Source organism: Amycolatopsis sp. NPDC051128 (genome assembly GCF_040682715.1).
Lineage (GTDB): Bacteria > Actinomycetota > Actinomycetes > Mycobacteriales > Pseudonocardiaceae > Amycolatopsis.
In genome coordinates this window covers 71285-83334 of record NZ_JBFBBN010000024.1, presented here as the reverse complement: position 1 = coordinate 83334, position 12050 = coordinate 71285, and the positions used below count along the sequence as shown (strand labels likewise).

The following is a 12050-nucleotide window of genomic DNA, read 5'->3' as shown; positions in this document are numbered from 1 at the left end:
GGTTCCCAGGCCTGGGGAACCAGGGTCAGACCAGCCAGACGGCCGAATCCGCCGGAAGCTTCCCGTCCACCAGCGGGCTGCTCGACAACAGCACCTCACCCGGCGGGAGCGCGATCGGGCTCGCCGAAGTGTTCAACGCGCACACGAGACCGCCGCCTTTGCGGCGGAAGGCGAAACACCCCGCGGGCGCGCCGTACCACTCCAGCTCGTCGCCGCTGAACGCCGGATGCGTCTTTCGCAGCTCGATCGCCTGCCGGTACAGCGAAAGCGTCGAGTCCGCGTCCTCGATCTGCTCCTCGACCGTCAGCCCGGCCCACTCGGCGGGCATCGGCAGCCACGTGCGCGGGTTGCGGGAGAAGCCGAACGGCGGCCGGTCGCCCTCCCACGGCAGCGGCACCCGGGAAACGTCGCGGCCGAACTCGGCGCCGCTCGTCTTCGCGCGCGGGTCGGCCATCTCCGACTCCGGGATATCCACGTTGGCCAAGCCCAGCTCTTCGCCGTTGTACAGGTAGACCGCGCCGGGCAGGGCCAGTTCCACCAACGCCATCGCCCGCGCGCGGCGCACCCCGGCAGCGCCGCCGCCGTAGCGGCTGACCTGGCGCCAGACGTCGTGGTTGCCCAGCGTCCACGTCGCCGGCGCGCCGGTGCGGGCCGGCACGGTCAGGGACCGCTCGATGGCCGTGCGCATCGCGTCGGCGTCGAAGTGGGTCAGCACCAGCCGGAAGTTGAACGCCAGGTGCAGCTCGTCGGGCCGTAGGTAGCGGGAGAGGCGCTCCTCGTCGGTCACCCAGATCTCGCCGACCGCCATCGCGTCCGGGAACTCGTCGAGCACCTTGCGGATCATCTGGTGGATCTCGTGGACGCCGTCGTGGTCCCAGCGCGGGTCGTAGTAGTGGCTCGGCCCCAGCGGGTCCGCGCGCGGGTCCATGTCCGGCAGCCCCGGCGGCTTGGCCATGCCGTGCGCGACGTCGATGCGGAAGCCGTCGACCCCGCGTTCGAGCCAGAAGCGAAGGGTGCGTTCGAGGTCGGCGGCGACCTCCGGGTTGGTCCAGTTCAGGTCCGGCTGCTGCGGCGCGAACAGGTGCAGGTACCACTGACCGTCCGGCACCCGGGTCCAGGCCGGGCCGCCGAACGCGCTGACCCAGTTGTTCGGCGGGTCCTCGCCGCGCGGGCCGACGCCGTCGCGGAAGATGTAGCGGTCGCGCTCCGGGCTGCCCGGCGCGGCCGCCATCGCCGACTTGAACCAGGCGTGCTGGTTGCTGGTGTGGTTCGGCACCACGTCGACGGTGACCTTGATGCCGCGCTTGTGCGCCTCGGTGAGCAGCACGTCGAAGTCGCCGAGAGTGCCGAACATCGGGTCGACGTCGCGCGGGTCGGCGATGTCGTAGCCGTGGTCGGCCATGGGGGAGCGGTAGAACGGGGTCAGCCACAGCGCGTCGATTCCCAGCAGTTCCAGGTACCCGAGCCGGGAGTGGATGCCTTCCAGGTCACCGACGCCGTCGCCGTCCGAATCGGCGAACGAGCGTACGTAGACCTGGTAGAAGACGGCGTCCTGCCACCAGGCTTCCCGTCTCATCAGACGAAGCTGTTCATCATGCTGTGCGCGGCCATCTCCAGATAGGCCCAGAGTTGCCCGCGGTAGGGCTCTTCGAGGTTCTCTTCGTCGACGGCGATCCGGATGCAGCGCAGCCAGGCGTCCCGCTCGATCGGCCCGATCTTGAACGGCGCGTGCCGCATCCGCAGCCGCGGGTGCCCGCGCTGGTCGGAGTAGGTGTGCGGGCCACCCCAGTACTGCATGAGGAACAGCCGGAAGCGTTCCTCGGCCGGGCCGAGGTCCTCCTCGGGGTACAGCGGGCGGAGGATCTCGTCGCGCGCGACCTCTTCGTAGAATCGCCCGACGATCCGGCGGAAGGTCGGTTCGCCGCCGACCGCTTCGTAGAGGTTCGCCGGTTCGCTCACTGCAGACACGCCTTCCATTTTGCCCTTCGGGTCCGGGGTTCCCGACGCCCGGTCCCGTTCGTCCCGGACCGTCGTGAACCCGTTTCCCAGCGTAACGGCGCTACTTTTCGATGGCCTGAGCCTTCATGCCGGTGAACATCCTCCCGAGCGGCGGCTCGAAGCCGGCTTCCTCCAGCGCCGCCAAGAGCTGGGCCCGCAGAGCCCGCTGCACGGCCCACTGCTTGCCCGGCCGCACCTTCACGGTCAGGCGCAGCTGGAGTCCCTCCGGTGTGACGCTTTCCACACCGAGCATCTCCGGCGGCTCGAGGACGTTGTCCTTCAGCAAGTCGCTCTCCGTCGCCGTGGAGGCGGCCGTCGTGAGCACCGTGGACGCGCGCTCGACGTCGGCGGAGTAGCCGAGCGGGACGTCGACGACCGCGACCGCGAAGCCCTGGCTCGAGTTGCCGACGCGCAGCACCTCGCCGTTGCGGACGTACCAGACCGTGCCCTTGAGGTCGCGCAGCGTGGTGATCCGGAGGCCGACCGCCTCGACGGTGCCGGTCGCCTCGCCGATGTCGACGACGTCGCCGACGCCGTACTGGTCCTCGATCATCATGAAGATGCCGGAGAGGAAGTCCCGCACGAGGTTCTGCGCGCCGAACCCGATGGCGACGCCGATGATGCCGGCCGAGGCGATGATCGGGCCCAGGTCGATGCCGAGTTCGCCCAGCACGAGGATGAACGCGAGGCCGTAGATCAGGAACGTCGCCATCGACTTCAGCACCGAGCCGATGGTCTTCGCGCGCTGGCGGCGCCGTTCGATGACGGCGGAGCCGAGCACCTCGGGGGCCCGCTCGCGCAGGGGTCTCAGCAGTGCCGGGATCCGGCCGTTCGACTTCGGGAGCGTCGTGACCCGGTTGATCACGCGCCGGAGGAGCATCCGCACGAGGAACGCGATCACGATGATCATCAGGATCTTCAGCGGCTTGGTCAGCAGCCAGTTCGCCGAGCCGGCCAGCCACTCGTTGTTCGTGACCGTGTACACCTGGTGACAGAAGGTACTCAGGTCTTCGGTGCACGGCGTCTTGGCTGTGGAGAGCGAGGGGAGCACGGGGGTTCGATCATCCTTCCGATCGGGTCGGTCAGCCCAACATCGAGTGGATGTCGGGTCGCGCGGATGTGACACGTCTTGTAACACACGTGCGCTGGGGGCCTGTTCTGTGGTCGACTATGCCTACGCCCCTGGAGGTGGTCGAGTGCCAGACCGACAACCCAGCCCCCGCGGCGTCTCCGGCCAAGCCATGGCCGACGAGACGCCAGAGGTGGTTCTGCGCGCCTATCCGGGGGGGTCCGCATCCGGCGGAGCCGTCCCGGCCGGGCCGGGGACCCGCCCAGGGGGAGTGACCCGCCCGCCCGGACAGCGTAGTAGAGGCCGTGATCCGGCTGCCCCGGCCTGGGGCCGGCGCCGGGTGCTCCTGCTCAACGCCACCTTCGAGCCGCTGACCGCGTTGCCGCTCCGGCGCGCGGTCGTGCTCGTGATGTGCGGCAAGGCCGAAGTGGTGCACGGTGACCCCGGCGGTATCGAACTGCATTCGGCGAAGGTTTCCCTGCCGGTGCCCTCGGTGATCCGCCTCAGCACGTACGTGCGGGTGCCCTATCGGGCGAAAGTGCCGCTCACCCGCGCCGGGCTGATGCACCGCGACCGGTACCGCTGCGCCTACTGCGGAGGCCGGGCCGAGACGATCGACCACGTCATCCCCCGCAGCCGGGGTGGTCCCCACAGCTGGACCAACTGCGTCGCCTGCTGCGCCCGGTGCAACCACCGCAAGGCGGATCGGCTGCTTTCGGAGATCGGCTGGCGGCTGCGCGTCGTCCCGCGTGCCCCCCACGGCCCGCACTGGCGGCTGCTCGCGCATTCCAAGGAGGCCGACCCGCTCTGGCGGCCGTATCTCGGCTCCGCCGCCTGACTGCATGCTTTTCGGGGGTTCCGGGTGGCGGAGCCCCCGGCCCGGGGCGAAGCCCCGGAACAGCACTGCTTGCTTTCGGGGGTTCCGGGTGGCGGAGCCCCCGGCCCGGGGCGAAGCCCCGGAACAGCACTGCTTGCTTTTCGGGGGTTCCGGGTGGCGGAGCCCCCGGACAAGCCGGCGCCCCGGCTGCCTTGCGGCGGCCGGGGCGAGCCGGGTGCTTGCGCGCGATGTTCTCAGGTAGTGCGTGCGGCCCTGGTCGAACAGGCGTCGGCGAGCTCAGGCGGCGAGCGCGTAGTCGCTCTGGCAGGTGACGCGGGTCCCCATGGTGACACGAGTGCCGCAGGTGACGCGGGTGCCGGCCGTCACGCGCGTGCCCATCGTGACACGAGTGCCCCTGGTGACCCGGGTGCCACGGGTGACTCGCGTCCCGGCCGTCACCCGAGTGCCCATGGTGACGCGGGTTCCCGCGGTCACCCGGGTACCGCGAGTGACACGTGTACCCCGCGTAACCCTTGTGCCCGCCGTCACACGCGTTCCGGGCACGAATTCGGTGTCGCTGGGTGACGAGACGGTCTCGGTGATCGCCTGTGCGGCGGTGTGGGCGCGGTTCATGGCAAGGCCTCCTGGGACCGGTGCGTTACCTGCTGGGGTTGGAGAGCGGGGCGCAAGGCCCGTACAGGTGAAAAAGCTACGAGGATTTCAAGGCTGCGACAAGATGACAGCGGCGGGTGCGGCCGCCCGTACGTTGAGTTGCAACCTTTCGGCCCGACGGTCTTCGCCCCAACGTTCCAGTGCCCGCGAGCCAAGCGGCGGACGGCGTCCGGCTTACGACGAACGGTCGAATGCGGCGGGCGCGGTGGCCGTGGAGGTCATCGGATACGCTCACCGCCGTGAACGTTGTCGAGACGATCGTGGTGTTCGCCGTGATCCCGCTGGCCATCTACGGCCTCGCCGGGCTGCTGACGCTCCGGCGCAGGTCCGGTGGTGCCTCACGGCACCGGTCCGGCCAGGCCTGGGACTACCCGGCCATGTGGTGGAGTGCCAACCCCGAAGGGGTCGGCGAGGGGCACCGGCACGCCGGAGTCCAAAGCAGCGCCCCCGAGGGCGCCCCGACCGCGGCAGGAGGCGCTCGTGGCAACTGGTGAGCTCACGAAGCGCGTCGACGAGTCCGAGCTGGGCTTCGGCGAGGCTCTCACGTCCAGCGGCCGCGTGTCGGCCGCGAAGATGTACGAGCCGGCCGCGCCGGTGGGACCGTTCACGACCCGCCAGCTGGCCCGCCTCGACGAGGCGCTGACGTTCGCGAGCCGGGAGACCGGCCTGGACTTCAGCCTCTACCTCGGTGAGCTGGGCGAGGACAGCCGCCCGGCGGCGGAGAAGCTGCACGCGACGACGGCGGACCCGGCGAACTCGGTGCTGATCGCGGTCTCGCCCGGCGAGCGGAAGATCGAGATCGTCACGGGCAAGGCGGCGCACCTGCGCCTGCCCGACCGCGGCGCCAAGCTGGCGGTGGCCAGCATGGTGGCGTCCTTCAAGGAGGGCGACCTCGTCCGTGGGCTGGTCAACGGCCTGGCGAACGCGCTGCGCATGCTGTCCGACCAGGCGGGCCCCGCCCCCCGCTGACCCGAAGCCACGAAAGGCCCCGCACCCGGTTGGGCGCGGGGCCTTTTCGCGTCCGGCACCGGTCTCAAGCGCCCCAATGTGGCGTTCGGTGCGTCCAACGCACCGAACGCCACATTGGGTGCGTTGGACGCAACCAAAGCCACATTGGGGCGCTTTGATCAGGCCTGGGCGTCGAAGTCCCGCGCCGCGAGAGCCCGGACGATGCCCGCCCGGCCCTCCGACACCAGCCGGCGCAACGCCTGCGGGTGATCACCGGTCAGCCACTCGTCCGACGCCGTCACCGTTTCCGGTGCCACCGCCCACGACGGGTACAGCCCGATCGCGATCGGCTGCGCGCGCTCGCTGGAGCGCCGCTGCCACACCTCGTCGATCACCTCGAAGTACTTGGCCACGTACGAGCCGAGCAGCGACTTCTGGCCCGGGTGCGAGAAGCCCGAGATGAGCGAGTCGCTGACCGCGTTCGGCAGCTCGTCGTCGTACACCGCGCGCTGCCACGCGTCGGCCTTGGCCTCCGCCGATGGGCGCAGAGCCCGGCCGCGCTCCGCCTGGCGGCGGCCCGTGGCCGTGTTGTCGCGGGCCAGCTCGGCGTCGATCTCCGCCGTGGCCGCCTTGCCGTGCGCCACCAGCGCGTGCAGCAGCCGCCAGCGCAGGTCGGTGTCCACCGTCAGGCCTTCAAGCGGCGCCGACCCGTCCAGCCAGCCGGCGACGATCGCCAAGGACGAGGAGTCCAGCACCGACCCGGCCAGGGAGTTCACGAACGCCAGCTGGTGGTCCGACCCCGGCTCGGCGCCGCGGACCAGCTCCAGCAGCCGCCCGGTGAACGCCGGCCAGCCGGTCGAAGCCGCCCAGTCCTGCTCGGCGTAGGAGTTCAGCGCGGTCTGGGCCTGCAGCAGCAGCCGCTGGACGACGCCGACCTCGCTCTCGGTGTGGATGCCGCGCTGCACCAGCGTGACGAAGTCGCGGGCCTTCAGCTCGGCTTCGCGGGTCATCTCCCACGCCGCCGACCAGCACAGCGTCCGCGGCAGCGACTCGGTGATGTCGGCGACGCGATCGATCAGCGTGGTCAGCGACGCCGGGTCGAGCCGCATCGTGCAGTAGGTCAGGTCGTCGTCGTTGACCAGCACGAGCTTGCCGGCGGGCCGGCCGACGAGGTCGGGTACCTCGGTGCGCTCGCCGTCGACGTCCAGCTCGACGCGCTGGGTCCGGACGATCTTGCCGGAGCCGTCTTCGTCGTACACGCCGACGGCGACGCGGTGGGTGCGCAGCTCACCGGCGCCCGGCTTCGCGCCGGACTGCATGACGGCGAACGACGTGAACGTCCCGTCCGCGCCGACCTCGTAGCGCGGGCTCAGCGAGTTGAGCCCGGTGGTCTCCAGCCACTGCGCGCTCCACCACGACAGGTCGCGCCCGGACGCCTCCTCCAGCGCGCCCAGCAGGTCGGCCAGCGTCGCGTTGCCCCAGGCGTGCTTGCCGAAGTAGACCTTCAGGCCGTCGAGGAAGTGGTCCAGCCCGACGTAGGAGACGAGCTGCTTGAGCACACTCGCGCCCTTGGCGTAGGTGATGCCGTCGAAGTTCACCTCGACCGCGTGCAGGTCGACGATGTCGGCGGCGATCGGGTGCGTCGAGGGCAGCTGGTCCTGGCGGTAGGCCCACGACTTCTCGATGTTCGCGAAGCTGGTCCACGCGTTCTTGTACTCGGTGGCCTCGGCCTGGGCGAGGACGCTCGCGAAGGTCGCGAACGACTCGTTCAGCCACAGGTCGTCCCACCAGCGCATGGTGACCAGGTCGCCGAACCACATGTGCGCCATCTCGTGCAGCAGCGTCTCGGCGCGCCGCTCGTAGGCGTAGCGGGTGACGCGGCTGCGGAAGACGTAGTCCTCCAGGAACGTCACGGCGCCGGCGTTCTCCATCGCGCCCGCGTTGAACTCCGGCACGAACAGCTGGTCGTACTTGGAGAACGGGTAGGGCGTGCCGAACTTCCGGTGGTAGAAGCCGAAGCCCTGCTTGGTCTCGGTGAACAGCCGGTCGGCGTCCATGTGCTCGGCCAGTGACGCGCGGCAGTAGATGCCGAGCGGGATGGTCCGGTGCTCGTCGGCGTACTCGTCGCGCCACTCCGCGTACGGCCCGGCGACCAGCGCGACCAGGTAGGTGGAGAGCCGCTCGGACTGCTTGAACACCGTCCGGACGGCGCCTTCCGGCGTCTCCTCGGTGGATTCCACCATCGTGTTCGAGACGACTTTCCAGTCCTTCGGCGCGAGCACGGTGAGCCGGTAGACCGACTTCAGGTCGGGCTGGTCGAAGCAGGCGAACATCCGCTTGGCGTCCGCGGTTTCGAACTGCGTGTACAGGTAGACGCCGTCGTCGACCGGGTCGACGAACCGGTGCAGGCCTTCGCCGGTGTTCATGTACCGGCAGTCGGCGCTCACCGTGAGCTCGTTCGCCTCGGCCAGTCCGGCCAACGCGATGCCCTTGTCCTCGACGTAGGCGCTGACGTCGACGTCAGCGCCGTTCAGGGTGGCCGAGTGCACGCGGTCGGCGACGAGGTCGACCCACGTCTTCTCGCCGGCGCGGGCGCTGGAGAACCGGACGGTCGTCGTCGACGCGAAGGTCTTCTCCCCGGGACCGCCGTGGCCGTCGGTCAGGTCGAGCTCGATGTCGTAGCCGGTGACATCGAGCAGGTCCGCGCGCAGCTTGGCTTGGTCGCGGGTCAGGTTGGGGGCGGGCACAGGCACCTCTGGTCGTGGGATCGGTTTTCAACTCCTCGCATCCAATCATGGGGACGGGGTGCCGGGCGACGGGGAACAACCCCGGGTTGCCCGGTGTTGGTCCGCGTTGGGGGTCCGTCCCCCCGTTATCCGTCTTCCGACTTCGCACAGGAGTGCCCTGATGACTGCTGCCGAGCAGCCCACGAAGGTCGAGTTCTACTTCGATCCGATCTGCCCGTTCGCGTGGATCACCTCCCGCTGGATCCTGGAGGTGGAGAAGCACCGCAACCTGGATCTGCACTTCCGGATCATGAGCCTGTCGGTGCTGAACGACGGCCGGGACGAGCTGCCCGAGCAGTACAAGGAGCTGCTGGCGAAGGGCTGGGGCCCGGTGCGCGTGGCCGTCGCGTTGTCGCAGCTCAAGGGCGAAGAGATGCTGCGGGAGTACTACACCGAATTCGGCACCCGCCACCACAACCAGGGCAACAAGGACTACGACGAGGTCATCAAGCAGGCGCTGGAAGCGATCGGCGCGCCGGCCGAGCTGGCCGACGCCGCGCACTCGACCGAGTACGACGAGGCGCTGAAGAAGAGCCACCACGAGGGCATGGACCCGGTCGGCACGGACGTCGGCACCCCGACGATCCACATCGACGGCGTGGCGTTCTTCGGTCCGGTGCTGACCTCGATCCCGCGGGGCGAGGACGCGCTCAAGGTGTTCGACGGCGCGGTCGCCCTGGCGAGCTTCCCGAACTTCTTCGAGCTCAAGCGCACCCGCACGGGCGAGCTGAACTTCGACTAAGGCGTCGCGAGGGCGGCCAGGGTGACGTCGCTGGGATAGCGCGACGCCGCCACGGCCGCCACCTCGGTCGTCTCGCCGCGGCCGACGCCCGCCTTGAGCGTGATCAGCTCGTGCAGGCCGTGGCGGTGGTAGCGGACGAAGTCGGCGTCGACCGGCTCGCCGTGGCCGGGCACGACCACCCGCGGCTCCAGCCCGAGGAGCGTGTCGAGGGTGTCCGGCCACGCGGTCAGGTCCGATTCGGCGCTGAAGGAGAACGCGCTGAAGCCGTGTTCGGCGTTCTCGACGATGTCCCCCGCGAAGAGCACGCCCGCGTCGGGCACGTGCACGATCACGTCGTGGTCGGTGTGGGCGCGGCCGGGGTGCAGCAGGACGGCCGTCCGCCCACCCAGGTCGAGCTCGGTCCGGTCGGTGAACAGGTGGTCCGGCACGACGAACGTCGTGCGCGCGATGGCGTCCGCGGTCTCGGCCTTGCCCTGTTCGCGGTAGTAGGCGATCCACTTGGCCCGCGCGTCCTCCGCGTACTCGGTCAGCTCGGCGCGGCAGCCTTCGTGCGCCCAGACGGCGCAGGGTGTGAAGGGCTCGGTGCCCCAGGTGTGGTCGAAGTGCGCGTGGGTGTACACGACCGACCACGGCAGGGGCGTCAGCTCGCGGACCGCCGCCGCCAGCTCGGCACCCTGCTCGAGGTCGCCGCGGGTGTCGACGACCAGGCATCGATCGGCGCCGACGACCAGCCCGACGGTCAGGTCCAGTTCCTCGTAGCGGCGCGCGTACACGCCGTCGGCGACGTCGATCCAGCGGCCGGTCATGCCAGTACTCCTTCGCTCAGCATCGGAGCAGCATCGCTCACGTCGAGCTGCGCGGCCAGGGTGACGTCGCCGCCGTGGCCCGATTCGGTCAGTTCGCGCCCGGACACGCAGCTCGCCAAGGCCGTGACGTCGACGGTGCGCACGGCGAGGTCCGCTTCCGGGGACAAGGACAGGCCTCGCCCGGCCAGGGCTGCGCCGATCGCGCCCGCGCCCATCTGGTCCTCGGCGCACGGCCGCAGCGGCCCGAACGTCTCGCCGTCGCCGAAGATGTTCACGCCCCAGCGTTCCCCGGCCGCGATCAGGCCGATGGGCCCGCCGATTTCGCGCGCCTTCGCGGCGACGGCGGACGCGTTGCGCAGGCACCCCGCGAGTACCCGGGCACCGGTCTCCGCGGCGGCTTCGCACAGGGTCGCGCCGTTGGGTGAGGGGAGCGCGAGCAGCGTTCCCGGCGGGATTTCCGTCACAGAAGAGGGCCGCAGGGTGAATTCGTCTTCACCCGCGATGACCGCGCCGGCCGCCCGTGCCCGCGCCACCCCGCGTGCGTCGCGCCACCGGACCGGCAGCACGCGGCCGCCGCGGCCGACCACGAGATCCGTGGTCGTGCTGAAGGAAAGCACGTCGACGATGATCAGGACCGCGCATTCCCGGCCCAGCACCGCGACGCCCTCGGCACCCCAGTCGAGCCGGACGTCGTACCCCGTCTGCTCCCAGATCCCCACCCCCGGAGCATGCCCGAATCCGGCCGTGGTGGCAGACTTCCCGCCGTGCGTGTCTATTTGGGATCCGACCATGCCGGTTACGAGCTGAAGAACCACCTGGTGGCTCACCTGGAGAGGCAGGGCCACGAGGTGACCGACATCGGTCCGCACGTCTACGACGCGGCCGACGACTATCCGGCGTTCTGTGTCGAGGCGGCGCGGCGCGTGGTGGCCGACGAGGGCAGCCGGGGCATCGTCGTCGGCGGCTCCGGCAACGGGGAGCAGATCGCCGCGAACAAGGTCCCCGGCGCGCGCGCCGGCCTGGCCTGGAGCGTCGAGACCGCCAAGCTGTGCCGGGAGCACAACCACGCCCAGCTGATCGGCGTCGGCGCCCGGATGCACACCGCCGAGGAGGCCGTCGAGATCGTCGAGGCCTTCCTGGCGACGGAGGTTTCGCCGGAGGAGCGGCACGCCCGCCGCGTCCAGCAGCTGCTGGACTACGAGCGCACGGGCACCCCGCCGCCGCTGCCGGAGGCCTGATGCCGGAGGGGCACACGCTCCACCGGCTCGCGCGGCTGCACAAGCGCCGGTTCGCCGGGGCGCCGGTCGAGGTGAGCAGCCCGCAGGGCCGGTTCGCCGCCGAAGCGTCCCGTTTGGACGGTCAGGTGTTCGTCGGCGCCGAGGCGTACGGCAAGCACCTCTTCCACGACTACGGTCCACACGGGATCGTCCACATCCACCTGGGGCTCTACGGCACCTTCGGCGAGTTCCCGCTGCCCGCGCCGGAGCCGGTGGGCCAGGTCCGCCTGCGGCTGGCCGGCCGGACACATTGGACGGACCTGCGCGGGCCAACCCGGTGCGAGCTGCTGGCCCCCGAGCAGGCCGACGCGATCAAGGCGCGCCTCGGCCCCGACCCGCTGCGGCGCGGCGCGAAACCCGACCTGGCCTGGGCGCGGATCTCGCGTTCGAAGGTCTCGATCGCGGCGTTGCTGATGGACCAGGCGGTCCTCGCGGGGGTCGGCAACGTCTACCGCGCCGAGGTGCTGTTCCGCCACGGCGTCGCCCCGCTCACGCCGGGGCGGGCGCTGGACCGGGCGTTGTGGGACGACATGTGGGCCGACCTGGTGACCCTGATGCGCGCCGGCGTCCGCGTCGGCCGGATCGACACGGTCCGCCCGGAGCACCTGCCGGAGGCGATGGGGCGGGCGGCGCGGATCGACCGCCACGGCGGCGAGGTGTACGTCTACCGCCGCGCCGGTGAGCCGTGCCTGGTGTGCGGAACGCCGGTGGCGACGTCGGAACTGGTGGGGCGGAACCTCTACTGGTGCCCCACCTGCCAGCCCGCCTGAGCGCCCCAATGTGGCGTTGGTTGCGTTCAGCGCACCCAATGTGGCGTTCGGTCAAGGCCAGGTAGTTAAGGATTCCTCTGCCGCGCAAGCGGTCAACGGAACGGCCGTGAATGTCGCATTGAGGGACTCTATGTCCCTCAACCGGAGCCGACGCCGCAGTCGGGC

General features: G+C 70.5%; 13 protein-coding genes. 6 read left to right on the top strand and 7 right to left on the bottom strand.

Annotation, left to right across the window (positions count from 1 at the left end):
- Positions 1-25: 25 nt before the first annotated feature.
- From AB0M82_RS24030 to AB0M82_RS24020, 3 genes are all read right to left on the bottom strand, one after another.
- On the bottom strand, positions 26-1576 hold the full coding sequence (locus AB0M82_RS24030) for a glycoside hydrolase family 13 protein (protein ID WP_364725691.1): 1551 nt from the start codon (positions 1574-1576) through the stop codon (positions 26-28).
- Positions 1576-1977 carry a globin gene (locus AB0M82_RS24025; protein ID WP_257920085.1) on the bottom strand — a complete coding sequence of 134 codons (402 nt, stop codon included), beginning with the start codon at positions 1975-1977 and terminating at the stop codon, positions 1576-1578. The genes AB0M82_RS24030 and AB0M82_RS24025 overlap by 1 nt, the downstream gene beginning before the upstream one ends.
- A gap of 82 nt (positions 1978-2059) precedes the next feature.
- Positions 2060-3049 carry a mechanosensitive ion channel family protein gene (locus tag AB0M82_RS24020; RefSeq protein ID WP_364725688.1) on the bottom strand — a complete coding sequence of 330 codons (990 nt, stop codon included), beginning with the start codon at positions 3047-3049 and terminating at the stop codon, positions 2060-2062.
- Positions 3050-3407: 358 nt separating this feature from the next.
- Here AB0M82_RS24020 and AB0M82_RS24015 point away from each other — a divergent pair, with 358 nt between their 5' ends.
- Positions 3408-3905, top strand: coding sequence for an HNH endonuclease (locus tag AB0M82_RS24015; protein WP_364725685.1), 498 nt, complete (start codon positions 3408-3410; stop codon positions 3903-3905).
- A gap of 276 nt (positions 3906-4181) precedes the next feature.
- On the opposite strand, the gene AB0M82_RS24010 is transcribed toward AB0M82_RS24015, so the two are convergent.
- Positions 4182-4517 carry a hypothetical protein gene (locus AB0M82_RS24010; protein WP_364725682.1) on the bottom strand — a complete coding sequence of 112 codons (336 nt, stop codon included), beginning with the start codon at positions 4515-4517 and terminating at the stop codon, positions 4182-4184.
- A gap of 278 nt (positions 4518-4795) precedes the next feature.
- Between AB0M82_RS24010 and AB0M82_RS24005 the strand changes: the two genes are divergently transcribed.
- A complete protein-coding gene (locus AB0M82_RS24005) occupies positions 4796-5050 on the top strand; it encodes a hypothetical protein (RefSeq protein WP_364725679.1) in 255 nt (84 codons plus the stop codon).
- Positions 5037-5525: a DUF5130 family protein gene (locus AB0M82_RS24000; protein WP_364725676.1), complete on the top strand. Its 489-nt coding sequence runs from the start codon at positions 5037-5039 to the stop codon at positions 5523-5525. Before AB0M82_RS24005 ends, AB0M82_RS24000 begins: the two co-directional genes overlap by 14 nt.
- Before the next feature lie 158 nt (positions 5526-5683).
- On the opposite strand, the gene pepN is transcribed toward AB0M82_RS24000, so the two are convergent.
- On the bottom strand, positions 5684-8251 hold the full coding sequence (pepN, locus tag AB0M82_RS23995) for an aminopeptidase N (protein ID WP_364725674.1): 2568 nt from the start codon (positions 8249-8251) through the stop codon (positions 5684-5686).
- A 160-nt stretch (positions 8252-8411) separates the two neighbouring features.
- Between pepN and AB0M82_RS23990 the strand changes: the two genes are divergently transcribed.
- Positions 8412-9032, top strand: a complete 621-nt coding sequence (locus AB0M82_RS23990; RefSeq protein WP_364725671.1) for a DsbA family protein — start codon at positions 8412-8414, stop codon at positions 9030-9032.
- Here AB0M82_RS23990 and AB0M82_RS23985 read toward each other — a convergent pair.
- Both AB0M82_RS23985 and AB0M82_RS23980 read right to left on the bottom strand, forming a co-directional pair.
- A complete protein-coding gene (locus AB0M82_RS23985) occupies positions 9029-9838 on the bottom strand; it encodes an MBL fold metallo-hydrolase (RefSeq protein ID WP_364725667.1) in 810 nt (269 codons plus the stop codon). The two genes, AB0M82_RS23990 and AB0M82_RS23985, sit on opposite strands and share 4 nt — an antisense overlap.
- Positions 9835-10551: a 2-phosphosulfolactate phosphatase gene (locus tag AB0M82_RS23980; protein ID WP_364725795.1), complete on the bottom strand. Its 717-nt coding sequence runs from the start codon at positions 10549-10551 to the stop codon at positions 9835-9837. The genes AB0M82_RS23985 and AB0M82_RS23980 overlap by 4 nt, the downstream gene beginning before the upstream one ends.
- A gap of 51 nt (positions 10552-10602) precedes the next feature.
- Here AB0M82_RS23980 and AB0M82_RS23975 point away from each other — a divergent pair, with 51 nt between their 5' ends.
- Entirely contained in the window at positions 10603-11076 is a 474-nt protein-coding gene (locus tag AB0M82_RS23975) for a ribose-5-phosphate isomerase (RefSeq protein ID WP_364725664.1), read from the top strand.
- Positions 11076-11885 carry a DNA-formamidopyrimidine glycosylase family protein gene (locus AB0M82_RS23970; RefSeq protein WP_364725661.1) on the top strand — a complete coding sequence of 270 codons (810 nt, stop codon included), beginning with the start codon at positions 11076-11078 and terminating at the stop codon, positions 11883-11885. Before AB0M82_RS23975 ends, AB0M82_RS23970 begins: the two co-directional genes overlap by 1 nt.
- Positions 11886-12050 lie beyond the last annotated feature (165 nt).

Bases quoted from the DNA above. Each gene is read 5' to 3' on its own strand.
- AB0M82_RS24030 (WP_364725691.1), bottom strand. From the start codon at position 1,576: ATGAGACGGGAAGCCTGGTGGCAGGACGCCGTCTTCTACCAGGTCTAC.
- AB0M82_RS24025 (WP_257920085.1), bottom strand. From the start codon at position 1,977: ATGGAAGGCGTGTCTGCAGTGAGCGAACCGGCGAACCTCTACGAAGCG.
- AB0M82_RS24010 (WP_364725682.1), bottom strand. From the start codon at position 4,517: ATGAACCGCGCCCACACCGCCGCACAGGCGATCACCGAGACCGTCTCG.
- AB0M82_RS23990 (WP_364725671.1), top strand. From the start codon at position 8,412: ATGACTGCTGCCGAGCAGCCCACGAAGGTCGAGTTCTACTTCGATCCG.
- AB0M82_RS23985 (WP_364725667.1), bottom strand. From the start codon at position 9,838: ATGACCGGCCGCTGGATCGACGTCGCCGACGGCGTGTACGCGCGCCGC.
- AB0M82_RS23970 (WP_364725661.1), top strand. From the start codon at position 11,076: ATGCCGGAGGGGCACACGCTCCACCGGCTCGCGCGGCTGCACAAGCGC.